General features: G+C 63.5%; 18 protein-coding genes. 8 read left to right on the forward strand and 10 right to left on the reverse strand.

Translation table 11 applies throughout. The features are described from left to right. Positions 1-101 precede the first annotated feature (101 nt). The gene (locus QFZ57_RS06225; protein ID WP_306898824.1) at positions 102-1,154 is read left to right on the forward strand and encodes an LLM class flavin-dependent oxidoreductase; all 1,053 of its coding nucleotides are present in this window, start codon (positions 102-104) and stop codon (positions 1,152-1,154) included. Positions 1,155-1,415: 261 nt separating this feature from the next. On the opposite strand, the gene QFZ57_RS06230 is transcribed toward QFZ57_RS06225, so the two are convergent. Further along, positions 1,416-1,871 carry a hypothetical protein gene (locus QFZ57_RS06230; RefSeq protein ID WP_306898826.1) on the reverse strand — a complete coding sequence of 152 codons (456 nt, stop codon included), beginning with the start codon at positions 1,869-1,871 and terminating at the stop codon, positions 1,416-1,418. Between the two features lie 1,528 nt (positions 1,872-3,399). On the opposite strand from QFZ57_RS06230, the gene QFZ57_RS06235 reads away from it, so the two are divergent. Together QFZ57_RS06235 and QFZ57_RS06240 are read left to right on the forward strand one after the other, a co-directional pair. Continuing rightward, complete coding sequence (locus QFZ57_RS06235) at positions 3,400-4,122, forward strand: adenylate/guanylate cyclase domain-containing protein (protein WP_306898830.1); 723 nt, start codon at positions 3,400-3,402, stop codon at positions 4,120-4,122. Further along, complete coding sequence (locus QFZ57_RS06240; RefSeq protein ID WP_306898831.1) at positions 4,110-4,673, forward strand: Pycsar system effector family protein; 564 nt, start codon at positions 4,110-4,112, stop codon at positions 4,671-4,673. The genes QFZ57_RS06235 and QFZ57_RS06240 overlap by 13 nt, the downstream gene beginning before the upstream one ends. Positions 4,674-4,689: 16 nt before the next feature. On the opposite strand, the gene QFZ57_RS06245 is transcribed toward QFZ57_RS06240, so the two are convergent. Continuing rightward, positions 4,690-5,637 carry a hypothetical protein gene (locus tag QFZ57_RS06245; RefSeq protein ID WP_306898833.1) on the reverse strand — a complete coding sequence of 316 codons (948 nt, stop codon included), beginning with the start codon at positions 5,635-5,637 and terminating at the stop codon, positions 4,690-4,692. 693 nt (positions 5,638-6,330) lie between these two features. Here QFZ57_RS06245 and QFZ57_RS06250 point away from each other — a divergent pair. From QFZ57_RS06250 to metH, 5 genes are all read left to right on the forward strand, one after another. Further along, positions 6,331-6,861 carry a hypothetical protein gene (locus QFZ57_RS06250; protein ID WP_306898835.1) on the forward strand — a complete coding sequence of 177 codons (531 nt, stop codon included), beginning with the start codon at positions 6,331-6,333 and terminating at the stop codon, positions 6,859-6,861. A 14-nt stretch (positions 6,862-6,875) separates the two neighbouring features. After that, positions 6,876-7,460, forward strand: coding sequence for a hypothetical protein (locus tag QFZ57_RS06255; RefSeq protein ID WP_306898837.1), 585 nt, complete (start codon positions 6,876-6,878; stop codon positions 7,458-7,460). Between the two features lie 540 nt (positions 7,461-8,000). Continuing rightward, the gene (locus QFZ57_RS06260; RefSeq protein ID WP_306898838.1) at positions 8,001-8,312 is read left to right on the forward strand and encodes a 4a-hydroxytetrahydrobiopterin dehydratase; all 312 of its coding nucleotides are present in this window, start codon (positions 8,001-8,003) and stop codon (positions 8,310-8,312) included. Positions 8,313-8,588: 276 nt separating this feature from the next. Next, on the forward strand, positions 8,589-8,993 hold the full coding sequence (locus tag QFZ57_RS06265) for a hypothetical protein (RefSeq protein WP_306898840.1): 405 nt from the start codon (positions 8,589-8,591) through the stop codon (positions 8,991-8,993). A 110-nt stretch (positions 8,994-9,103) separates the two neighbouring features. Beyond that, the gene (gene metH / locus QFZ57_RS06270; protein ID WP_306898842.1) at positions 9,104-12,748 is read left to right on the forward strand and encodes a methionine synthase; all 3,645 of its coding nucleotides are present in this window, start codon (positions 9,104-9,106) and stop codon (positions 12,746-12,748) included. 262 nt (positions 12,749-13,010) lie between these two features. Here metH and QFZ57_RS06275 read toward each other — a convergent pair whose 3' ends face one another. The 8 genes from QFZ57_RS06275 to QFZ57_RS06310 form a co-directional block, all read right to left on the reverse strand. Continuing rightward, positions 13,011-14,030 carry a S1C family serine protease gene (locus QFZ57_RS06275; RefSeq protein ID WP_306898843.1) on the reverse strand — a complete coding sequence of 340 codons (1,020 nt, stop codon included), beginning with the start codon at positions 14,028-14,030 and terminating at the stop codon, positions 13,011-13,013. Positions 14,031-14,413: 383 nt separating this feature from the next. Continuing rightward, the gene (locus tag QFZ57_RS06280; RefSeq protein WP_306898845.1) at positions 14,414-17,260 is read right to left on the reverse strand and encodes an ATP-binding cassette domain-containing protein; all 2,847 of its coding nucleotides are present in this window, start codon (positions 17,258-17,260) and stop codon (positions 14,414-14,416) included. After that, complete coding sequence (locus QFZ57_RS06285; protein WP_306898847.1) at positions 17,257-17,817, reverse strand: hypothetical protein; 561 nt, start codon at positions 17,815-17,817, stop codon at positions 17,257-17,259. Before QFZ57_RS06285 ends, QFZ57_RS06280 begins: the two co-directional genes overlap by 4 nt. A 144-nt stretch (positions 17,818-17,961) precedes the next feature. Then, positions 17,962-19,551: an APC family permease gene (locus QFZ57_RS06290; RefSeq protein WP_306901543.1), complete on the reverse strand. Its 1,590-nt coding sequence runs from the start codon at positions 19,549-19,551 to the stop codon at positions 17,962-17,964. A 134-nt stretch (positions 19,552-19,685) separates the two neighbouring features. Beyond that, positions 19,686-21,332, reverse strand: coding sequence for a GMC family oxidoreductase (locus QFZ57_RS06295; RefSeq protein ID WP_306898849.1), 1,647 nt, complete (start codon positions 21,330-21,332; stop codon positions 19,686-19,688). Continuing rightward, positions 21,333-22,871, reverse strand: a complete 1,539-nt coding sequence (locus QFZ57_RS06300; RefSeq protein WP_306898851.1) for an aldehyde dehydrogenase family protein — start codon at positions 22,869-22,871, stop codon at positions 21,333-21,335. It lies immediately after the preceding gene. Positions 22,872-22,969: 98 nt separating this feature from the next. Further along, on the reverse strand, positions 22,970-23,611 hold the full coding sequence (locus QFZ57_RS06305; RefSeq protein WP_306629600.1) for a TetR/AcrR family transcriptional regulator: 642 nt from the start codon (positions 23,609-23,611) through the stop codon (positions 22,970-22,972). Positions 23,612-23,722: 111 nt separating this feature from the next. Continuing rightward, positions 23,723-24,700, reverse strand: a complete 978-nt coding sequence (locus tag QFZ57_RS06310) for an ABC transporter substrate-binding protein (protein WP_306898855.1) — start codon at positions 24,698-24,700, stop codon at positions 23,723-23,725. Positions 24,701-24,984 lie beyond the last annotated feature (284 nt).

The following is a 24,984-nucleotide window of genomic DNA, read 5'->3' on the forward strand; positions in this document are numbered from 1 at the left end:
TGTCTTTGCATGCGGCGCCGGGTCGTGGGAAATGTTGGTTCATGCGGTGGCCCAGTGCCTAGGCTGAGGATCAGCCACGTCCCTGATTCTTGGAGGAAGCCATGCCGCAGCCCACCCGTCCTTTGCGCAAGCTTGGTTTCCTCACGATTGGGCTGTTCGATCCCGCTGATCCAGCGTCGGGCCATGAATCCACGCTGGAGATCATCGAGCTGGGCGAGCGGCTGGGATTCGACAGCGCCTGGCTGCGCCACCGGCACCTGCAGTTCGGCATCTCTTCGCCCGTTGCAGTGATGGCAGCCGCGAGCCAGCGCACCTCCCGGATTGAGCTGGGCAGTGCGGTGACGCCGCTGGGCTGGGAGAACCCGCTGCGCCTTGCCGAGGACCTGGCCACCGTGGACCTGCTGGCTGGCGGCCGCATCAATCCCGGCGTGAGTGTGGGGGAGCCGATGCAGTACGACACCGTGAAGCACGAGCTGTACCCGGATACGGCGGACGTGGAGGACTTCAGCTACGCCCGGGCGGAGCGGTTTGCGCGGTTGGTTGCGGGGGAGCCGGTGCGGGAGTTTGCCGGCAAGCAAGGTGTGGTGGAGGAGTTTTCCAACCGGGTGGAGCCGCACTCGCCCGGCTTGCGGGGCCGCCTTTGGTACGGGGCCGGCAGCAACAAGTCGGCGGTGTGGGCGGGTGCTCATGGCTTCAACCTGCTCGCCAGCAGCGTGATTTTCCCGGACAAGAAGCAGGAGCCGGACTTCGCCCTGGTTCAACAGTCGCAGATCCAGGCGTTTCGGGAAGCAGCAGCAGCGTCAGGGCATGCTAGTGCGCGGGTGTCGCAGGGCCTCGTGGTGATTCCCACCGACTCCGCGACTCCGGCCCAGCGGGAGAAGTACCAGCGGTACGTGGACGAACGCACTCCGCGCACCTCTGCTCCGCAGGGGCCGCGGGGGATGATGTTCGCGGCTGATCTCATCGGTACCAGCGAGGAGATCGCTGAGCAGCTGTACTCGCATGCCGGCTTCCAGGAGGTGGACGAGGTGGCGTTCGCCCTGCCCTTCAGCTTCGACCACGAGGACTACGTCCAGATCCTCACCGACATCGCGGGCAAGCTGGGCCCGGCCTTGGGCTGGGCTCCGGCTGGAGACGAACAGCAGGCGTCATAGAGGGCACGATATGGTCACGCCTTCCTGGCCCGGCGCACCTGCAGGCTCTTCGAAGTCCAAGTTGTCAGATTGGAACCTAAGACCGTTGGGCGTATCCGTCCGCAAAGTGCCACACTGCCCCTACTCTGACGCAAATCTCCACCCAACCTGACGTCAGGTTGGGGTGTAGCTCAGGTTGACTACGACGTTTTGAGCGGTCCCCGTCGACAGCGGAGCCGATCCTTACATTCTCGCTTGCGTATCTTAGTCGCGTCCGTACTCTCACGCTGGGATCGGGCGTGCGCGCCTCAACGCAGCCTGTTGAGCCGAACTCAGTGCTTTATGAAGACCCTGCCTGGAAAGCTGCCATCGTGTTCCTTGGATTGTGAACTCCAAAGAGTACTGAGTCGCGATGAGGGAGGAGGCCCTCGCGGGGGTCAGATGGTTCGATTCCAGCGGTTGGTGGAAAGACTTTGTAGTCTTGGCTTCAATCGAACCAACGCGCGCCACGTCGAACCATTCGTCCTCATCCGGCAGCGGCTGAGGATAAAAAAGCTGGACGTCATGGAGATCCGAACCTGTGCCGTTGGTGACTTCGTACACCCACCGAAGTGATCCATCGCCTTCGGCACTCTCAACTGTTACATGGGCCTGGACACCGGCAGCTACCTCAAACGCTTCTTCAAAACGCCTGGCTTGCTCTTCTAGATATTGATCCCTACCGAAGGCGATTGTCACAATGGCCCCAATAAAGCCTAGGACAGTTCCTATGGCAGCGACCCAATCTGCGTAGTTTCCCCACTTCTCTTCATAGGGCACCAACTGGGTTATCCACGCTATTGCAAGAAAGCACGTGCTCACAAAGAGCAGAAGAACTATGAGCAGTAGCACACGCTCGAGGAGTGTGCGCTGAGTCCACAGGATTGTTCGTAGCCTTTTCAGTTGTTGCCTCCCTAGTCCATTACCTTGATTAACCATATTGGGTTGCCTAGACGGAGAACCGCTCTCTGTCGGGTACGAACGAACCTTCAGGGCTCTCCCTGAGTGCGTCCCCATACAGCGCCGACACTAGAAGCGCCTGTTCACTAACGAGCCTTCAGGCTACCCGGACACGAGCCCGCGCAACGCCCGAGAAGGAAACCCCGAAATGATGCATCTGATGCAATACGCAGGGGTTTACTTTACGTAACGCCGCTTCGGTTGTTGAAGGCTCACCCCCACGCTTCGCGGCAGGAGATTCGCCTGCGCACCGCAGATGGCGTCGCCTAAGACGATCTTACGGAAGACGGCCATGAAGGGGACTAGCCGGCCAGCCGGGAATCTCTGTAGGCATCTGCGGTTCACTCTGTCCTACCCAAGCTGGAATCCAAGGCAAAGGTTCCGTCCTGGTGAGGACACGGACGAGCGGGCACCGACAGGGTAAGTTCCTGTGCCGAATCGTATCTGAGGCAGGATCCGAGGCGGTGTGGCGAGGGGCCGCTGCCCACAACCGGGGACAATCCTGTCCGTGACGTCCACCGCTGCGGCTGCCGAAGGGAGTTCCCCATGGCTCCCGGGAAAGACCAGTCCTGGATAACGAGGATTGACCCAAAGGGTCCACTGTATTTGTGGCGAAGTACGCGAACGGGATATCCGGAAAAAACGGGACGACTGCGGCCTGAATGTGCCCGAGCCTGGCCCTTGGTTGCACGAAGTTTGGATAGCCTGTGGAAGGATCTAGCTGCAGATTAGTGCCGTGCTCAGGATTGCCTCACGCCTCGGCCAGAATAGTGAGGACTTCAAGCGAGGAAACGGGGCAGCGGAAATGTCCTGCGGAACGATCCGGACGACGGCAACAGCCGCACCACCATTTGCGTCCGTGAGGAAGCCAGTACTTACAAGGTCAGCATCAACATGACGCAGAAGTAGCACTGGAGACTCAAACTGCGCCTAACGGCCAAGGCAATTCTCCACAGTGCTCCTCCCCGTCGAGGTCGCTAACAGCATCGAAAGACCCGGAAGCTGCGCAGCCGCCCGCCGAGAAGACCCTTATCGCACCCTACAGACTGCCCCTTCTCACCGCTTGATGACCCGGCTCCAGTAAGAGACTTCCCCAAGTACGGCAGACCCCTGGCCTATGTGAGTGGTGTCTACGGCAAGTACCACATGGGATGGGCGCACTCTTCAAGCATCAAGCGCGTGAGCCCAGAGGAGTGGAAAGGCGGGAGCGGGGCTTTGAACACCGATACGCTTATGGCCATCACTCAATAGCGGAGCGAGGGCAAGCATGGCGCTGAAGGCGGACGTTGAGAGCGACATCGTAAAGACGGTCAACACAAGTCTCACGACGACGGAACGAAATGACGGCACGATAGAGTCGGTGCCCGACCCAGCGAAGATGAGCTACTCGGAAGGCCTCTACCTTCCCTCCACGTATCTCTACGCTGATATGCGGGACTCTTCAGGGCTCGTTGGCATTGCGCCAGCGGACACGGTTGCTAGGGTCATGAAGGCGTATCTGTCGGTGAGCACGCGCATCATCCGCTCCAATAACGGGCACATCCGCAGCTTTGACGGCGACAGAGTTATGGGCATCTATGCTGGGCCTGATCGCTACACCCGCGCGGTGAAATCAGCTATGCAAATCAAGTGGGCAATGAACGAGCTCGTGCAACCCGCCATCACGAAACAGTTCCCGTCGATCAGAAACAACAACTGGCAGCTCAAGCACGGATGTGGTATCGCCAGTGGAAAGTCACTCCTGGTCCGTGCCGGCTTCCGGGGTAATGACGACATGATCTCCATTGGCACAGCCCCTAACCTTGCAGCGAAGCTTAGTGACTTACGTGAACACCCTTACAACACGATTATTGGCGGGGGAACCTACAAGCAGCTGAGTAGGGAAGCTATCGTGCATAAGGAAGAGAACATGTGGACGGGGCCTTATGACTTCAAGATGGGTGGCAAGAACTACACCTATTACAAGACTAGCTACCGGTGGCGCATCTGATGTGGTGGGACCAGAAGCCTGAGCCGCCCGTAGATACTTCCGACAAAGATGCCCTGGATGCGGCTTGGAGAATCCACGGCGCTCTCATCGACTGGACAGGCAAAGTAGATGCCAAGGCTTCATTCGCCTTTGCCCTTGAGTCCGCGGCTCTTGGAGTAATCGTGACTCTTTCCGGGAAGGATCGCCTGTTTGGAGCCCTAGAGGGACCATGGCAGAACATTTCCTACATCATCGCCGCAGCAGCCCTTGTGCTGGGGGCCGGATGCGCTATGTGGGTGGTTATCCCGCGCTTACGGGCTACGAAGGTAGGGAAAGAATGGAGCGATAACTTCATCTACTTCGGGCACTTGAAGTACTGGAAGCCGGAAAACCTGCCAGCAAAGATCAAGGCCACTGATTTGCTTCCGGTTATCACTAACCAAATGGTGCGCATGAGTAAAATCGCGTGGATGAAGCACGTGCTTGTCGTGATCTCCCTGATTCTTGCTTCAGCTGCCGGCCTCAGCCTCTTGGTGTGTGCGTTTCTCGTACGAGTGGGATGGACACCGTAATACCGCCTGGCAGTACCTAAAGTCCTTCGATGGCCTTCTCAGCTAGTGATACGACGGCTCCAACTGCTCCCTCGGCTGTGCCAAGGACAGCCAGTTCAATGACCTTGTTCAGAAGCGACTTGAGCTTGCCGGGTTGCGGAGTCACAGCTGCCGTTTCGTCTTCCAGCTCAGCAATGACCTGCTTGGCCTCGGTCTGGCGATTCTCAGGTATCCCGAGAATGGGGAGTGTCTGGCTAAAAGCAGATGCAGCCATTCTTGCGCCGTTGATTTGTGTAGTCGTGAGAGTTATCGATTGTTGAGCGCCAGGACTGTTAGTAGCGAGATTAACAGGCCCGTCATTGTTGAAGTTGTTGATGTACGTAACCGATGCCCTCTCACTCGCCAGGACGGTTGCCGGCTTGTCCTCATGTTCGATTCTTTGCATGCCATAGGTTGTGATCTGAGGCCGTATGACGCCGCCGCCCATTGCAGCTTTCCCTTGAAGAAGCTGCTCTTCCCGTAGGTACCTCGTTGCCTGGGCGATTTCGCCTTCGGTAAAGGTGGTTCCATAAAAGGAGCCGTACTTGCTGGAAGAAAAGCCGCTTATGTTTGGTGACGACTTGCCATCTAGTGACTCGTCATAGAGCCACTGGAGAACCGCGCTCCTAACAGCCTGAGCACGTCTCCGCTTGTTGGACCTGAACGCCTCGAACTCCTCCGCCGTGTCCACTCCCTGCTGAGACATCACTACATCTGTTACAGGGCCTGACGAGTTATCGAAATTGATCCAGCCCCTATCCTTGAGGCTGTCAAGATCGCTCCCTACAGCGCGCCAGCCTAGGCCAAACTCTTCGGCCTGCTCATAGAGACCAGTGGTATCCGCTGAACGATGCCTATTAGTCGCCGCCAGTTCCCGAATCTTCACCAGGAGCTGGAGCTGTCGCAGCACAGCCGGGGAACCAAGCTCAACTTCGAAATCAACCATTTCATGATGTTAACAGCGCGGTATCAGCCGGAGCCTCAAGACATGGAGGAAAGGGAAGTAAGGTCCAAACCCTGGCGATGGCCTGGCGAATGGATGAGAGGCGATAAATTCTGGCGGGACGTCGGCAGCAGGACCATATCTGGCCTCATAGTCCTCTATATGGGTACTACGCAGCTATCGGTCTCGGATACATCCAGCAGCCCGGCTACGCAAGGCTCCTTGTCGCAGAGCTAGCTATCGTCGTCTTTATGAGTGGAATGATGTATGGCGTCAGAACTACGACACAGCAAAGCATCCGCTTAATTTCCAACGTACTAAAAATAGTTGGCGACAGTGGCTTGTCTCTCGGCCTCATAATTGTGTCTACAAGTCTCTAGCTGTTAGGGCATAGTCCCAGCCTCCCTACTACTTGAGGGACAGGACCAGGACAAACCAATTACAAGCTATTCCCTACTCCCTGCCACTGCTCACGTATCTACATACGGCTGGCCATTTGGGATTTGTTCCAACAGGGAGGGTAACAAGCAACAGATCAGCTCTGAAGCGCAAGGACTATGGCAGCGACTACACGGAAGAGCTTGAGTACTGGCGACTTCCTCATTACTCGGATGAAGCTTCTGATGCCACAGTCAGGTAGCCATCGAGCTCTTCAAAAAGGCATCCTCACGCGGGACCAAACGCTAGCATGAGCCAATGGGGATTTTCTTAAACTGGTGGACCGGGCTTCAGGACGGCAGTAAAGCAGACTGGCTGGCAGGTACAGCAACGGCGCTTGCGTTCATCGTCGCGGTGGTCTCTCTCGTAATAGAGATACGGCGACGGAAGCGCGCTGAGATTGAAGAACAGGCGATTCAAGTAAGTGGCTGGTTTGATGCCTTCCACCACCACTTCGTAGTCCAGAACTCTTCAGGGGCTTTGATCTACGATGTTTTCATCTACCTCGTATCAGACAACTTTATCCAGTACTACAAGAGCTCACCTAAGAACTTCTCCCTGAAGATGCGTCTTGTAGCCCCAGGAACGAAAGTTACGGTTCCGTGCGACGTTGACTACACAAAGCTGACGGATGTACCACTGGTGGATCTCATCTTCCGTGATTCGGCCGGCCGCACGTGGATGAGAGATAGGTATGGCCGCCTTCAAGAGATGTCAAAGCCACTGAGCCACATCCGTCCTGAAACGAAGGACATCGACTACTACGAGCCTGCACCCCAGATTTTCTAGCCTATTGTCGTTGTATGCCTGGGGAGATAACTCAAGAAGCAATCAACCTCGCACTAGGCTCAGCTGGCCTCGCCGCGACAGGCGCAGTTGCAGCACAGATAGTCGCTGCCGTCTTCACGGGGAAGCGCGAAAAGAAGAAGGCAGAAGCAGAAGAGCGGCGTTGGCAGATTGAGTCGGACGTCAAGCGACGAGACCGGAACCTGGATCACAAGCTCGACTTGTTTGCTCGCTTCCTGTCTACGGCTGAAAGCGTCTACCAAGACATGGCATGGGGCACTCAGATAACCGACGATGAGTTCCACGAATACCAGCCACGTCTGCAGCAGCTACGCGAGTTGTCCGAAGAAATCGGCATCATCGCACCTGAGACGTACAAGCACACGAACCACGTTCTCACCCTCATCGGCAGGATGCTGAAGATCAAGACGCCGTTCTTGAGCCCGCCCATCAAGACTCGAGCGGATCAAGAGGCGATTGAGGAAGCGGAACAACGGGTGACCCGGATGATCCGGCTCACTCGTGCTGCGTTCCGCTCCTACGTAAGCCATCAGCCCCTAGATTGGCCCGAGAAAGACCTGAAAGAACTCGGCCTTCTTTAACCCAATAGTTTCCACAGCTCCTTGAAAAATACCTTTGACTATTGGGAAATTTGGGCCTTGTATCTTCCCTAACGACAGTGACCACACAAGTGGCTACCGGACTGATTGTTATTCTTCGCACCTCCGACTACCTACTAGAAAAGTTGCCGAAAAACATAGCAACGTACCTCTACAAAGCCATTGGCGAGGATGGCGCACCCTATTGAGCGGCCTGCACCGACTCCGCGAAAGTGTCTCCGCAGGTCAAAGGACCTTTCGAAGATGAGGGACTACGTGGCGGCAAGTGGCGGGCAGAGGAGGACCGATCATGCGTCTAATGCAATAATCACTGTTCAGCTTTACAAAACGTCGGCTATCGGCTCTCTAAATAGGCCCTTGGGGCTCGGAGAAGGACGCGCCTGGCATCGTGGCTGGGCCTTTTCTCTCACCTGCCAGGGCGTGACAGCGTTATCCCCGCGCAGTGCGGAGGCTTACCCAATTGCCGGCCGGCCATCAACCCTTGGAGGCGTGGTGCCTCAAGGGGTAGCCCATGATGGCACTATGACTGATCCCCAGCGGAAGCTGTCCGCCGCCGAGCTCGCCGAAGCCGGGCTCACCGGCTGGCGCCTGACCGGCGAGGCCCTCACCGCCACCTTCAGGACCCGGAAGTTCTCCATCGGGCTGGAGCTCGTGAACCGCATCGCCGCCTCCGCCGAGGAGGCCAACCACCACCCTGACCTCATGCTCACCTTCCCCGAGGTAGGCGTCACGCTCGCGAGCCATGATGTCGGCGGGATCACCAGCCGCGACATCGACCTGGCCCGCACCATCAGCGGCCACGCCGCGGACCTCGGGGCCGCCGCCGCGGAGTGAGTCCGCGCCGTCCGGCAGGGGCGAAGGATCGTCGAGGCGCTAAGCGGGCTTTACGGAATCGCGATTATCGGCCTTAATGCTGGGGCTTCTGTCGATGCTAGAGATATACATCCGTTTGCTCTAAACCAGGCCATGATTCAACCTGCCAGGGCGTTCCCGCCAGCGACAGGCGCCGTCGCCGAATGAGCGACACGTAAGTGACGGCGCCAGCTGCCGCACTTTAAAGAGACGATGCCTCCCCTTGACCTTCGAGGGACGTCAAGCTAACTTGCCGCCATGGATCAGACGTCAGTGGAGCAGGCACTCAACAGCGGTAACGTCCACGAACTGCTCAAAGTTTGGGAAGACTTCAACCGTGGTGAGGCCTCGCTTAGCAATTCCTCCACCGCCAGCGACCAGGCGCGGGAAGCTGCGGCACATTTTCTGTCAGAGGTGTCGGAAGTCGCCGCGCTGGAGGCGCTGCGGGCAAATGCCAGGGCAGTCGAGCTGCTCACGGCGAGGCGGTGGTATGTCATGAAATCTGCCCGTGAGGGCGGCGCGATGTGGGCACAGATCGGTGAGGCATTGGGAATCACGAAACAGGCAGCCCACGATTTCTACCGACGCAAAATCGAGGAGCAGGAAAAGTACTCGCCGGATCTCCACGACACGGCAGCCGCCCGTGCGGTCCTGGAAGACTGACATAAGCGTCGCGAGCGGGCATCAACTTGCAGCTTTGGGCTGCGAGCGCCCCCGCCGTAGTACACGGACACACAGGGCAATCTTAGGAGCCCCACACGTAACCTGTTTAAATGCCCCGTTTTGCGCTCGATATTGAGTCCGTGCCCCGCCCCGCCCGTTCGCAGGAACTCCTGGACGCAGTGAACCAGCGGGTGGTCATCGCCGACGGCGCCATGGGCACCATGCTGCAGGGCCGGGACCTGCAGCTCGAGACGGACTTTCAGAACCTTGAGGGCTGCAACGAGATCCTCAATGACACCCGGCCGGACGTCATCGCCGACATCCACGACGCTTACTTCGCCACCGGCATCGACGCCGTGGAAACCAACACCTTCGGTGCCAACTGGTCCAACCTCTCCGACTACGGCATCGACGACCGCATCACAGAACTCGCCCGCAAAGGCGCGAAAATCGCCCGCGAACGGGCCGAAGCCGCAGAAGAAACAGACGGCCGCATGCGTTGGGTCCTCGGCTCCATGGGCCCCGGCACCAAGCTCCCCAGCCTGGGCCACACCAGCTACGACTACCTCAAGCAGACCTTCGCCCTGCAGGCCGAGGGCCTCATCGACGGCGGTGCAGACGCGTTCCTCATCGAAACCAGCCAGGACCTCCTGCAGACCAAAGCCGCCGTCAACGGCTGCAAGCAGGCCATCGTGGACCGCGGCGTCCGGCTCCCCATCTTCGTCGAGGTGACGGTGGAAACCACCGGAACCATGCTCATGGGCTCCGAAATCGGCGCCGCCCTCACCGCCCTGGAACCGCTCGGCGTCGACGCCATCGGCCTGAACTGCGCCACCGGCCCGGACGAGATGAGCGAGCACCTCCGCCACCTCTCCAAGCAGTCCTCCGTCGCCATCGCCTGCATGCCCAACGCCGGCCTGCCCGTCCTCGGCGCCAACGGCGCGCACTACCCGCTCTCACCCACCGAACTCGCCACCGCGCACGAACAGTTCGTCCGCGAATTCGGCCTGGGCCTGGTGGGCGGCTGCTGCGGTACGACGCCGGAACACATGGCCGCCGTCGTCGAACGTCTTGCGCCCTTCCGCACTAAAGCCGTGGAGACCAAGGCAGTCAACGCACCGGCAAGAATCCCCGAAGAACGCGAAGCCGGCGTCGCCTCCCTCTACCAGCACGTGAATTTCGACCAGGAGTCCGCGTACCTGGCCATCGGTGAGCGGACCAACGCCAACGGCTCCAAAGCCTTCCGCCAGGCGATGCTCGAAGAGCGCTGGGACGACTGCGTGGACATCGCCCGCGAGCAGATCCGCGTCGGCGCCCACCTGCTGGACGTCTGCATCGACTACGTTGGCCGCGACGGCGTTGCCGACATCAAGGAGGTCGTCTCCCGCTTCGCGTCGGCCTCCACCCTTCCGCTGGTCATCGACTCCACCGAACCGCCCGTGCTGCAGGCCGGCCTGGAACTCATCGGCGGCCGCCCGGTGGTCAACTCCGTCAACTACGAGGACGGCGACGGCCCCAACAGCCGCTTCGCCCGCATCATGCCGCTGGTCAAGGAACACGGCACCGCCGTCATCGCCCTGACCATCGACGAACAGGGCCAGGCACGCACTACCGAAGGCAAGGTGGCCATCGCCTCCCGCCTCGTCGACGCCCTGGTGGGCGAATGGGGGATGCGCGTCGAGGACATCATCGTCGACTGCCTCACCTTCCCCGTAGCCACAGGGCAGGAAGAAACCCGCCGGGACGGCATCGAAACCATCGAGGCCATCCGCCAGATCACCGCCAAGTACCCCGGCATCAACACCACGCTCGGCGTCTCCAACGTCTCATTCGGCCTGAATCCGGCAGCCCGCGTCGTCCTGAACTCCGTGTTCCTGCACGAGGCCGTCCAGGCCGGCCTGACCAGCGGCATCATCGACGCGGCCAAGATCGTCCCGCTCGCCTCCCTCCCGGAAGAGCAGCGCAAGGTGGCCCTGGACCTCGTCTGGGACCGCCGCGAATACGATGCCGACGGCAACACCACCTACGACCCCCTCGCCAGCATGCTCGACATGTTCGCCGGCGTCGACACCGCAGCGCTCAAGGACCAGCGCGCCGCCGAACTCGCCGCGCTCCCCACCGGCGCCCGCCTGGAACGGCGCATCATCGACGGCGAAGGCAAGGGCCTCGAAGCCGACCTGGACCTGGCGCGCAGTGAGGGCGTGACCCCGCTGGGCATCATCAACGACCACCTTCTCGAGGGCATGAAGGTGGTGGGCGAACGCTTCGGCGCCGGCGAAATGCAGCTGCCGTTCGTGCTGCAGTCCGCCGAGGTGATGAAGAACGCCGTGGCCCTGCTGGAGCCGCACATGGAAAAGTCGGACTCCTCCGGCAAGGGCACCATGGTGATCGCCACCGTCCGCGGCGACGTGCACGACATCGGCAAGAATCTGGTGGACATCATCCTCACCAACAACGGCTACAAGGTGGTCAACATCGGCATCAAGCAGGGGATCGCCGAGATCATGGCCGCCGCGGAGGAGCACAACGCCGACGTGATCGGCATGTCCGGGCTGCTGGTGAAGTCCACCGTGGTGATGAAGGAAAACCTCGCCGAGCTGCAGTCCCGCGGCCTGGCCAAGAAGTGGCCGGTCATCCTGGGCGGCGCAGCCCTCACCCGCGCCTACGTGGAGCAGGACCTGGCGGAGCAGTTCGACGGTGTGGTCAGGTACGCCAAGGACGCCTTCGAAGGCCTTGCCCTCATGGAACCGCTGGTCCGCGTGGCCCGCGGCGAGTCGCCGAACGACGTCGGCCTGCCGCCGCTGAAGAAGCGCATCCACAAGGGAGGCGCCAAGTTCACCGTCACTGAGCCCGAGGCTATGCCCGGCCGCTCCGACGTCGCCACTGACAACCCGGTGCCCGTGCCACCGTTCTGGGGCACCCGCATCGTCCGCGGAGTCTCCCTCCACGACTACGCCGCGTTCCTGGACGAGCGCGCCACCTTCATGGGGCAGTGGGGCCTCAAGCCCGGCCGCGGCGAGGACGGCGCCTCCTACGAGGAACTGGTGGAGCGCGAGGGCCGGCCGCGCCTGCGCTACTGGCTGGACCGCATCCTGGGCGAGGGCATGCTCGATGCCTCCGTCGCCTACGGCTACTTCCCCGTGGTTTCGGAAGGGGAGCAGGTAGTTGTCCTGCACCACGGCGAGGATCACGACGGCGTCCTGGGCCAGGCGGGGCTGCTCGCCCCCGACGGTGGTTCAGGCGGCCCGATCGGCACCGACCGGCTGCGCTTCAACTTCCCGCGCCAGCGCCGCGACCGGCACCTGTGCCTGGCCGACTTCGTGAAGTCCCGCGAGTCCGGGCAAATCGACGTTCTGCCCGTGCAGCTGGTCACCGCCGGTTCCAAGATCGAAGAGTTCACCTCCAAGATGTTCGCCGCCAACCAATACCGTGACTACTACGAACTCAACGGCCTGGTCATGCAGCTCACCGAGGCCCTTGCCGAGTTCTGGCATGCCCGTATCCGCAAGGAGCTGGGCTTCGGGGCCGAGGAGCCGAAGGACACGGCAGGGTATTTCAAGCTCGACTACCGCGGTGCCCGGTTCTCGCTGGGCTACCCCGCCTGCCCGGACATGGAGGACCGCCGCAAGGTGACGGAGCTGCTGAAGCCGGAGCGGATGGGCGTGATCCTGAGCGATGAGCTGATGCTGCACCCCGAGCAGTCGACGGACGCGTTTGTGTTCCACCACCCGGAGGCGAAGTACTTCAAGGTGTGAGCTGGCGCCGGTCCTTGGCTTTGTGGTGAAGGGCCTGCTCCGGCTGGCCTTCATCGCTTTGATCCTCTTCGCCTTGGCGGCTACGGCCGTGTCGGGCTGGTTCAAACGCCGGGCCAACGTCTGACCGCACCCCTGACAATAGGAAGGCGGACTAAGGCTGGTGCGCACCCGCCGTAGTCCGCCTTCCTATTGCCGCCGCAGCCTATGAGGGCTCTTCGTCTTCCTCGCTGCCGGCGTCCCAATGACTCTCGTGGCGGCGGTTCTAGTTGCAGGGTTGCGGTTTGCCTTGAGGCAAGGAAGTCCCGGCTATGCGCCAGCCGGTGCCGTCCCACTTCATGGTGTACGTGATTCGCCAATTGGAACAGGTTTGTCCATCGACTCCATGGCCCGCGTCCTGCCGTGTTTGCAGTCGAACGTTTGCTTGCAGGGCATCTCCTGCCCCTGTCACGCTGACGACGTCGAGATCCGTCCAGTAAGACGAGCCAAGTCCTTCACTCCATTTCGCCTCGCCACCGAAACTTGCCCCCAGTTCGGGCGTGAATTGCTTAAATGCTGCAGCGTATGCGCCGCGGTTGATGCCTTGGCCGTGCAGTAACAAGGCTTGGCCGACGTTGTTGGCCTGATCATGATTCGAACTGACTTTCATGGGGAATATGCCGGAATTCGGCGCGGGTGCCCTGCCACAATCAACGGGTGCCATCGGTACTGCCCGTTGCTGCCATTCTGATACCGCTTCGGCGACCCTCGGCGCGGTGACTGCATAGGCCATTCCTTCCGAGTCCTTCCTGGTTGCACTGACGACTCCTGCGACTTTGCCATTCAGGTCTAGCAGGGGGCCGCCGCTGTTCCCTGGGTTGATGGCGGTGTCAGTCTGCAGCATGTTGCCGATCACGCCGCTCCCGAAGTTCACATCACGGTTCAGCCCGCTGACGACTCCCCGGGTAAGGGTCAGCGACTCTCCCCGAGGAAAGCCGAGGGCTGCGACTTCAGTTCCAATTGGCGGTTCGGAGAGTTGAAACTGGAACTGATGGCCCGCCGCTTCGGCTTCCAAGCGAACCAGCGCCAGGTCTGCAAGCTCGTTGAATCCCAAGATCACACCGCCGACTGAGGTGCCGTCGAAGTCGACGCTGATAGCTGCAGCATCATCAACGACGTGGGCCGCTGTAACCACAAGATCGGGAGCGACTAAAAACCCGGTGCCCGTGGAATTGACGGAGCAGCCTGTAACGCTCAGTTGTCCCACCCCCGTGCGCACGTCGGCCACGACTTCCGGCCAGGACATCGGAGCAGCCTGCCTGGATGACGTTGGCACCGCTGTCGTCGGCGAGGAACTGGGAACGGGGCTGGTTAATGTCGGTTGTTTCGTCACGGTCCCAGAACTTGTCGGCGAATTAGTCTGAGGCGGAGAGGTAGAGGGGGCGCTACATCCAGCCAGCGACAACGCCAACACGGAAACAGACATGACAGTAGGGAAGGTTGCCAGGACTGGAAGTTTTCTGAGCTTCATTGGAATTGGTCCTAACGCTCGGCCCGCAGCCGCGGAAGACGACTACGTACAAGCTAATCCGAGGAAAGAACGAATTCGGTAGCAAAACTCCCCTATTTTCGGCAGGGGGATACCGGTTGGCCGTTCACTCATTTGGTGGTTCAGTCGCTCATCAAACGCTAAGGGGTCTGCTGGCGCTGGTTCGTTGCAGCGTCCGAGGGTGCCTGCGCGTGCACAGCCTGTCCACGGAATCGTGCCATCCCACCCGACACTGGCTTCACCCGCCGGAGCGCGGCGAGAATGGCCCGGCCCACCACGACGATTCCGATGACCGTGGTGACGGCACGCAGGGTGTCCCAGCCCGCCGTCGACGTCACCAGCGAGTAGAGCAGGAAGCTGCTGAGGTTGGTGGCCATCGGCGCACCCGGAACATAGGAAATGCCCGTGCCGGCACCCACCGCAAAGGGCCAGAACCACAGATTGAGCAGCAGGCCGAACACGTACGACGCCACAATGCCGTAGCCGCACAGCATCCACAGCTCCGCCCTGCCCCGGACCCGGCGGGGGAGCAGGCCGGCACCCGCACCAACCCACGCACACGCGAAGATCTGGAACGGCGTCCACGGCCCCAGCCCACCCCACAGGACGCTGGAAACGGCGATAGTGGCGGCGCCCAGGAGCAAACCAAACCGGGGACCAAACGCGCGGCCGGCCAGGATCAGCACGATGAAGACCGCTTCCACGCCGCCGACGCCGGTGCTCGCCACCCGCACAGCGGAACCGACGGCTGCCAGCACGCCGAGCAGTGCCACCGTGTGTGCCGAGCGGACCGATCCGTCCAAGGAAACCACGACGGCGACCGCCGCCACGGGTGCGATGGCCAGCGCCGCGAAGGGCAGGGCAGCAGTGGCGTCCTGGGGGAGTGCCGCGGCGAGCAATGGCCAGCAAAATGCCGCGAGGGCCAGCAGGTTGGCGGCAGCAAGGACGGCAAGCTCGACGCCCCGCGGCATCCGAAAGCTGCGGGGTTTCGCGGTGCCGTGGGCATCCGTTGGTGTGGTGATGGCCGTTCGCTTCGGTCCGGTAAATACGGGGCGGGGAGCAGGAAAAAAGAGCTCCGGCGCATCCGCCACGGGTGATGAGGGCGCGACGCCGTCCCGCATCGGCAGGATCCGGGCGCCAAGGCTTCGGGCAAAGTCGAGGTCGTGGGTGGCGATCAGGACTGCCGCGCCGTCATCCGCCGCTGCCCGCAGCGCCGTTGAGACAGCTGTCCGCGCGGCGGGATCGAGGCCGCGGGTGGGCTCATCGATCAGGAGCACCTGGGGATCGTCCATGGTCTGCAGCGCGATGGCCAGGATCCTGCGCTCGCCGGCAGAGAGGTCCCGGGGATGCTCGCGCCCGATGGGCATCCTGGCATCTCCCCGGAGGCGGGCGAACCGTGACGCTGCGTAGCCAGGTGTAGGTGGCTGTCCGTTCTTTCCGCGCGCCAGGCGCCGCTCAGCCGCACGGAGTTCACCTGCGACGGTGTCCCGGGTGAAGAGGTCGTCGGAGGCGTCCGGCACCAGGGCGACCCGGCCGCCGTCGGACGTGCCGCCGTCGACAGCTGCGTCACCCAAGGCCAGCGCCACAAGGACGGATGACTTCCCGGCCCCGTTCGGCCCAACCAGGGCCACCACTTCACCGCGGTGCAGGGTGAGAGAGGCGTCCCGCACCAGCGGCTTGCCCTTGCGGTGCACGGCGAGGTTGGCTGCAGTCAGCACGGGCATGGCGTCCGCCAACTTCCGCGGAGGACTGGCGTCGTGATGAGTAGAGGGAGCCGGGGCAACACCCGGCACCAGGGCGCCGCTCTCGATGGTCCACCACGAATCCGCAATGGGGGCCAGCGCTTCCGCCCGGTGCTCCGCCACGATGACGGACACCCCCTCGTCGCGGGCCAGGGCGTGAAGCACGCTGATGACGCGGGCGCGGGCCGTTGCATCCAGGTCTGCCAGGGGCTCGTCCACCAGGAGCAGCGCCGGATGGTCCACGACGGCGGCGGCGATGGCTACCAGCGTGGCCTCACCTGCCGAGAGGGTGCTGACATCCCGGTCCAGCAGTGCCGAGACGCCGATCCGCTCCGCCACCTCCAGCACTCGGGCCTTCACGGCGGCAGACGGCAGGCCGCGGAGCTCAAGGGCCAGGGCAATGTCATCCCGGACCCGGGTGGTGGCGAAGGCGGCCCGGGGATTCTGCAGGACGACGCCAATAAGTCCGGCCGTGTCACGAGGCGGTGCGGCCGCACGGTCCAGCCCGCCTACGCACACGGTGCCGGAAATGTCCCCACCGTCAACGTGGGAGAGCAGGCCCGCGATGCCGCGCAGGATGGTGGACTTGCCGGAGCCCGTGGGCCCGGTGATCACCGTGATGGACCCGCCCGGCGGCACAAACCCGTCCACCCCGATGCACGTGTCCCCGATCCGGAACTGTGCGTCCCGGACCAGAAGCGGGACGTCGCCGTCGAGCCCTTGCTGGTGGGCTGCCTTGCTCCCGAAGCCGCGCAGCTCAAGGGCCGCAGCAACCCGCCCGGCGTGCTCGAGGGTGCGCTCCAGCACGGGCACCAGGGCGCGGGGTCCGAAGCGTTCCCCCCGTAACCGAAAGGCCAGGCGTACGGAGGCCAGGGCGTCGGACAGCGCGGGGAGCGCCGCCCACGCCACCACCAGCATCCGGGCCACGCCCTGCAGCGGGCCGCCGCGGGCCAGGCGCACAAACCCGCGGGACACATCAACCCAGGCGTTGAGCAGGCCGAAGCCGAGGATCATCCCCGCAATCGGCAGGGCGGACAGCGCCGCCGCCCACAGGCCCGGCGCGGACACCGGGCCCAGGAAGACCACGTGGGCATACGGGGCAGGCAGCCGTAACGGCGGCAGGTCGAGCAGGACCGGTTCACCGATTCCCGCCCCGTTGAACAGGATGCGGTAGATGACCCGCGCCGCGATGAACACAGCGGCGAGGGCCGCCGCTGCGCGTAACGGCGCGGGCCGGAAGGTCATGCCGCGGGTGCGGCCGGCTGGTCGTCGACCGTGAAGAGCAGTTCCAGGCTCTCTCCGGGGCTCACCTTCAGGGTGGCCAGGCCTTCCTGCGCGTAGGCCCAGTCGCCGGACCCCGGCTTAACCCACAACGACCAGTAAGCGAAGGCCGCGGGCATGCCCTTGCACTCTTCGCGGTAGGTGCCGTCCTTGTGTTTGATGTCGAAGTCGGTGGCGGGCACGCCGTTCACGCGGCATACCGCATCGGGGTACTGCGTGGTGCCCTCGGTCTTGATCTTTGCCTGTTCGAGCACCTTGGAGGCCACGGTGGGTCCGTCCACGGACACGCAGGTGGAGGTGTCGGCGGCGGCCTGCTTCAGGGCGCCCGAATCGACGATGACCTTCACGCCGGCGCAGGGCCCGGCGCTGGTTGACGCGCTGGCTGAAGCCGATGCTGAGGAAGCCGGCGCGGAGGAGCTCGGCTGGTTGGTGGCCGGCGTGGAACAGCCGGCGAGGGCAAGCAGGAGACCGGCGGCGGCGAGGGAGCCCGCGGCGGCGGTGCGGATCGTAGTCAAAGTCACCTGTCAAGGGTAGGGCGTTGCGGGTCCGGATCCGCCAGGCCTTTCCTTGTATGACGCCGACACTCAACATGGCGGGGCTGGGGACACGAAAGAGGCCGACGGCGGCACTCGGGTGAGGCCGCCGTCGACCCTTACGAAAAGGCGTTACGAGCTTTCTGTTGCCAGGACGCCGTTGACCGCCAGTTCGTCCTGCGGGGCTTGGTGCGGCGCCTCGTGCCGTGCGGCGCCTGACGACGGGTGGGCGGCGATGGCCGCGGCATGCTCGGCCAGCACCCCGGTCTGGTGGCGGATCTTGAGGCGGTAGAGCAGGGTGCCGCCAATGACCACGACGGCTACGAACATCACGCCGCCCCACTGCAGGTACCACTCGAACGGCGGCACCGAGTTGTAGATCTCCGGGCGGGGCCAAACCAGGTTTACCGTCATGGCAGCGCCCCACAGCACCGCCACGATGTTCACGGGAACACCCCACTTGCCCATGCAGAACCCGGGCTCGGAACCATCGTTGGCCAGGGGCCACTGCTTCAGGAACCGCTTGCGCAGCAGGGGAACGGTGACGAGGAGGTAGGACAGGTAGATCAGCACGATGCTGATGCTGGACAGGATGGTGAAAATCGCCGGTTGCGTCACGTTGACCAGCAGCGGGATGACGGCCATGATGCCGATTACGATCGCCGCGACAGTGGGGGTCCTGCGGACCGGATCCACCTTGCTGAGCTGCCGGCTGAAGGGCAGGTTGTTGTCGCGGGCCATGGCGAACATCATCCGGATGGCGGCGGCGTGCACGGCCAGGGTGCACACCACCACGGCCACCACGATGCAGGCCAGGAAGGCCTTGCCGAACGGGCCGCCCAGGACGGAGAGCACGATGTACTGCAGCCCGCCGTCGGCAGCTCCCACCTGGGGGTCGGCGAGGTCCGGTGCGGCCAGGATGCCGAAGAGCAGGATCCCGCCGCCCAGCAGGAATGACGCGGTGACGGCGCGGAGAATGGCCTTTGGCGCCGTCTTCTTGGGGTCCTTGGTTTCCTCACCCAGGGAGCTGGCGGTGTCGAAACCGTACATGACGTAGCCGGAGGCCATGGCCCCGATCAGGAAGACGCCGAAGAAGCCCAGGTCATGGCCTTCGCCGAAGCCGTTGGTCTGGAAGAAGACCTCGGGCCCGCGCACCACATGCCAGCCCAGGGCAAGGATCAGCAGCACGGCCGCGACCAGCTCCACGAAGACGCCGATGCTGTTGATCCTGGTCATCAGCTTCACGCCGAACGCATTGATGAGGGTGGAGATGGTGATCATGATGGTGGCCAGCACCACGCCGTTCATGGCGAAGTCGTAGGGGCCGGTGCCGTCACCCACGAACTGGAAGCCGGACCAGAGCTGCGGCAGGGTGATCTGCAGGGCCAGCGCCACGGAGCCCAGCGCCATGATGGAGGACAACAGCAGCAGCCAGCCGGCCAGCCAGGACGAGGTTCCCGACGCGAGCCGCTTGGCCCAGTTGTAGACGGAGCCGGCAACGGGGTAGCGGCCGGCGAGCTCGGCGAAACACAGGGCCACCATCAGCTGGCCGACGAACACGATGGGCCAGGACCAGGCGTACACCGGGCCGGCCATGGAATAACCGAAGTAGAACAGTTGGAAGACACCGGTGAGGATGGAGATGTAGCTGACACCCGCGGCGAAGCTGGCAAACTTGCCGATGCTCCGGTCCAGGGTCTGGGTGTAGCCAAATTCGTCCATGCCGCTTGAATCAATACTCTTGCTGGGTTCCAATATGGACTCCTAGATCAGAAAAGCACGATGGTGAAGGCCGGCCGCCCCGGGGTGCGGCGGAATCCTTGGCCTGCTGTGACGGCTTGGCCGCCCAGGCGCACTCAGGCGAAGGCTGGGTTGAGCTCCTCCTCCTGCTCCGCCGTTGGAGCCGTGAGGGCCCGCCCGGCGCGGATCAAGTCGGCGCAGCGCTCGCCGATCATCATGACGGTGATGTTGGGATTGACGGTGATGTGTTCGGGCATGACGGACGCATCGGCCACGCGGAGGCCGGTGACGCCCTTGACCCGCAGCTCGGGGTCCAGCGGCGACATATCGTCGCTGGCCGGGCCCATGCGGACGGTGCCCACCGGGTGGTAGACGGTGTTGTGGGTCTTGCGGATGTAGTCCTGGAGTTCCTCGTCCGTCTGCGCGTCGACGCCGGGCGAGAGTTCGCGGCCGGTCCATTCCGCCATGGCGGGCTGGGCGGCGATTTCGCGGGCCTTCCGGATGCCGACCACCATGACGCGCATGTCGTGGCCCTCCGGGTCGGTGAAGTAGCGCGGGTCCACCATGGGCTTGTCACGGAAGTCGCGGCTCCGCAGCCGCACGGTGCCGCGGGAACGGGCGTGCGTCACGTTCGGGGTGAGGCTGAAGCCGTTCTCCGTGGTGGGGTAGCCGTGCCGCAGGGTGTTCATGTCGAAGGGGACGGAGCCGTAGTGCATCATCAGGTCCGGCCGGTCCAGGCCGTCCTCGGTGGGGGTGAAGATGCCGATTTCCCACCACTGCGTGGAGGTCTGCACCATGGGCTGCCTGGCCTCGAACTGGACCACGCCTTCCGGGTGGTCCTGCAGGTGCTCGCCCACGCCGGGGGAGTCCACCACAACCTCGATGCCGTGCTGGGCCAGGTGTGCGGCCGGGCCGATGCCGGAGAGCATGAGCAGCTTGGGGGAATCGATGGCGCCGGTGGACAGGATGACCTCGCGGTGCGCGGAAAGCCGGTGGGTCCGGCCGAACGCGGAATCCACCACGTCCACGCCGGTGCAGCGCTTGTCCGCATCAATTACCAGCTGGCGGGCGCGGAGGCCGGTCAGCAGGGTGAAGTTGGGCCGCTCGATGATGGGGTGGATGTAGGAGACGGAGCTGGAGGCGCGCGTACCGTCCGCCCGGCGGTTGATCTGGAAGAAGTTGGCACCGTTGACCACGGTGCTTCCGGTGTTGAACTTGGCGCGGGGGATGCCCGCCTGTTCGCAGGCATCCAGGAGCGCGACGCCGGCAGGATCCACCGGGGGCACGTTCATCAGGTGCACGGGGCCGGAGTCCCCGTGGTGGGGTGCGTCCGGGCCGGCGTCCTCGTTGGTTTCCAGCCGCTTGTACAGTGGCCAGGCGGCGCCGGCGTTCCAGCCGGCGGCGCCGTACTTGGACTCCCACTCGTCCAGGTCCTCACGGGGAGCCCAGAAGGCGATGCAGGAGTTGTGGCTGGAGCAGCCGCCCATGACTTTGGCGCGGGCGTGGCGCATGAAGGAGTTGCCGTTTTCCTGCGGTTCCACCGGGTAGTCCCAGTCGTAGCCGGATTCCAGCAGTTCCATCCAGCGGTCCAGCTGCAGGATTTCGGGGATATTGCGGTCATCCGGGCCCGCCTCGACGAGGGCCACGGTCATGTCCGGATCCTCGCTGAGCCGTGCGGCCACGGCGGCGCCCGCGGACCCGCCGCCGATGACGACGTAGTCGAACGCGCGGTCCGTGACGTCGTCGATGTTGTCGTAGTGCATCTAGTTCTCCTTGCCGTGGTCAGCAAACCAGCCGGTGACCTGCGGGCTGGTGTTCTGGTAGATGTGCTTGGCTTCCTGGTACTCGGCCAGGCCCGTGGGACCCAGCTCGCGGCCGACGCCGGACTGGCCGAAGCCGCCCCACTCGGCCTGCGGGAGGTAGGGGTGGTAGTCGTTGATCCAGATGGTCCCGTGCCGCAGCCGCGACGCCACGCGCTGCGCCTTGCCGGCGTCCTGGGTCCACACGGCGCCGGCCAGGCCATAGATGGTGTCGTTCGCGGTGGCCACGGCCTCGTCCTCGGTGCGGAAGGTTTCCACCGTCACCACCGGGCCGAACGCCTCGTCGGTGACCACGGACATCCCCCGTTGGACGCGGTCCAGGATGGTCGGCTGGTAGTAGAAGCCGGCGTCGTACTTTTCGCCCTGCGGTGCCGCCCCGCCGGTGCGGAGCCGGGCGCCTTCCTGAATGCCGCGCTGGACGTAGGCGTGGACCTTGTCTCGGTGCGCGGCGGAGATCAGGGGTCCGGTTTCGGCGGCGTCGTCGAAGGGGCCGCCGATCCGGATGCCCTCTGCGCGGCGGACCAGCTCGTCCACGAAGCGTTCGGCGATGGATTCCTCCACGAGCAGCCGGGCGCCGGCGGAGCAGACCTGCCCGGAGTGGACGAAGGCGCCGTTCAGGGCATTGTCGACGGCGGCGTCGAAGTCCGCGTCCGCGAACACCACGTTGGGGTTCTTGCCGCCGAGCTCCAGCGCCACCTTCTTGACGGTGCCTGCGGCGGCCGCGGCGATGCGCTTGCCGGTTTCCAGGCCGCCGGTGAAGGAGACAAGGTCGACGTCGGGGTGTTCCGAGAGCGGGGCGCCCGCCTGCGCGCCGGCGCCGGTGACGAGGTTGGCCACGCCGTCCGGCAGGCCGAGGTCCTGCAGCAGCTGCATGGCCAGGATGCTGGTGGACGGGGTCAGCTCTGACGGCTTCAGGACAAAGGTGCAGCCTGCGGCCAGTGCCGGGGCGATCTTCCACGCCGCTTGGAGCAGGGGGTAGTTCCACGGCGTGATGAGCCCGCAGACGCCAACGGGTTCGTAAACGATGCGGCTCACGACGCCGGGGTCCCCGGCGTCCACCACCCGGCCCGCCTGCTGCCCGGCGAGCCTGCCGAAGTATTCGAAGCAGGCGGCGATATCGTCCATGTCGATGCGGCTTTCCACCATCCGCTTGCCGGTGTCCAGGGACTCGGCGCGGGCGAACTTCTCCCGGCGTTCGCGCAGGCCGGCCGCGACTTTCAGGAGGAAGGTTCCGCGCTCGGGCGCCGGGACCGAGGACCAGACGCCGGAGTCGAAGGCGGAGCGGGCTGCTGCAATGGCGCGTTCGGCGTCCTCCCGGCCGGCCTCGGAGACGGTGGCCACCAGCTCGCCATCGGCTGGGTTGCGGATCCCGCGTACGGCGCCGGATGCCGCCGGCTCCCACACGCCGTTGATAAACAGGGAGGTTGCCGTCCCGGTTTGAGTGCTGTCGACGTCGTCCCGAAGTGGTGTGGCGTAAGTCATAGGAAGGACAGTAATGCAGGTTGAACGAGTGTTCAATACTTTTCTTGAACGATTGTTCAAAGTTACGGGTGAAGCTTCCGGTGCCTTGTTGCGGCTTTCTAGTGCTGGCCGGGCTCCGGGTGACCGGCGTTGTCGTCCTGGACGGGCTTGGCCTGGATAGGTGCGAAAGCGATCTGCTCCGTGCGCGCGATGCTTCTCTGGATGGAGGCCTTGTCGACGCCGAGCAGTGCCGTCAGCCACATGCCGTTCTGGATGACGACGATGTCCGCCGCCCGCTCCCGGCATGCCGCCCAGGAGAGGCCGGGATGCGCGCTGGAGACCAGTGCCGCGAGCCCGTCGATGTACCGGTCGAAGGCGGCGGCGTTGATCTGCGCGTAGTCCTCGTCGGCCTGGGCGAGGGCCCAAAGGTGCAGGCGAAGGGACAGGTATCGGGTGGTCAGCAGGTCAGCGCCGGCCACGCGGCGGAGGGCCTTGCGCAGCTGTTCGTCCGGGGTGGAGGAGGGATCGGGGGCTACGAGCAGAAGGTCGTGCTCATCCACGCGGCGCAGGGCTGCCCGGATCAGCGTGGTCTTGTCGTCGTAGTAGTAGTTCACCAGGCCCAGGGCCACGCCGGCTTCCCGCGCCACGGCCCGCATGCTCACACCTGAAATGCCGTGACGCGACAGCAGATCCATCGCCGCATCAAGAATGCGCGACTGCCTGTCCACTTGTTCGCCGGAATTCACGGCACTGGTCCCCATCTGGCCAGACTATTGCCTAACCGCCCGGGAGTGCACTTTCCCGGACCCCGCTGACACAGAAGGATCCCCGCCGGGCGCTACCCGGCGGGGATCCATTCGTCGGAAGGACGCCTACTTCCTGGGCAGTCCCGCCGGGTTCAGTTCGGACTTCTGGATGGCCTCGGAGGAGAGGCCCCAGCGGTCCAGGATCCTGGCGTAGGTGCCGTCCTCAATCAGGTGGTTCAGCGCAGCCTGGGCGGCGGCCGCCAGGCCGTTGCCCTTCTTGGTGGTGAAGGCGATCTGCGCCGTCAGCGGCCAGCCGCCGTTGAGCGTGCCCACCTGCTTGCTCTTGCCGTCCAGCGCGGCCTTGTAGGCAGCACCGGCATTGGGGCCGAACGTCAGGTCCGCACGGCCCGACTGGAGGGCCAGGCTCGAGGCCGAGTCGTCGTCGTAATACTGGAACTCCACCGGCGCCAGGCCGTTCTTCTTGTTCTCCTCGTCCCAGCGCACCAGGATGGCTTCCTGGTTGGTGCCGGAGCCCACGATGATCTTCTTGCCCGCCACGTCCTTGGCTTCCTTGATCTCCCCGATGCTGGAGTCAGCCTTGGCATAGAAGCCCAGGAGGTCGTTGCGGTAGGTGGCGAAATCGAACTTTTCCTTCCGTGCCTCGGTGACGGTCACGTTGGAGAGCACGGCCTCGTACTTGGACGATTCGACGCCCAGCGGCCAGTCCGCCCAGGCGACGGGCAGGACCTCCACCTGCAGGCCAAGTGCCTCACCCACTGCGTAGGCAATGTCTACTTCGCTGCCGATCAGGGTCTTGTTGTCTGTGGCGAATGTGCTGAGTGGGGCCGTGCCGCCGGTGGTCACCACGGTGAGCTTGCCGTCGGCTTTGATCGCCTCCGGCACCAGCGCCGCGGCTGCGGAGTCTGCCTGCACCTTGAAGCGGTCCTGCTCAGGAGAGAGGTTGAAGGTTTTACCTGCGGCGTTAGTGGCGGACGACGACGGTGCTGTCGCCGCCGATGCGCCGGGATCGGAGCAGGCAGCCAGTCCCAGCAGCGCTGAGACGGCAAGGGCAACGACGGCGGCCGGCTTGGGTTTGATAGCCATGATTCCTCCTTGGAAGGGCGGCGGAGATGCAACGGAAGTGTGCGCGTTGCAGCAACTATCCGGCAGCCCGGGAGGGGGAATCAAAGGCTCCGAAATGCTGGGATACAGGGAGTAACGGCGGTTAACCGGAGGACCGCGGCGGTCATATTCCACCTGCGGCGTGCTCCATAAACCACGTGGCCGCGCACCACAAATTCAGCAGAAAGCGAGTACTCGGGCAAAAAAGACAAGTGGTGACTACGCGTGTTTCCTGCCCGTGCCGGATCTACGGTTGGGCAATGAAG

Origin of the sequence: Arthrobacter sp. B1I2, from assembly GCF_030816485.1 — a bacterium.
In the GTDB taxonomy this organism is placed as follows: Bacteria; Actinomycetota; Actinomycetes; order Actinomycetales; family Micrococcaceae; genus Arthrobacter.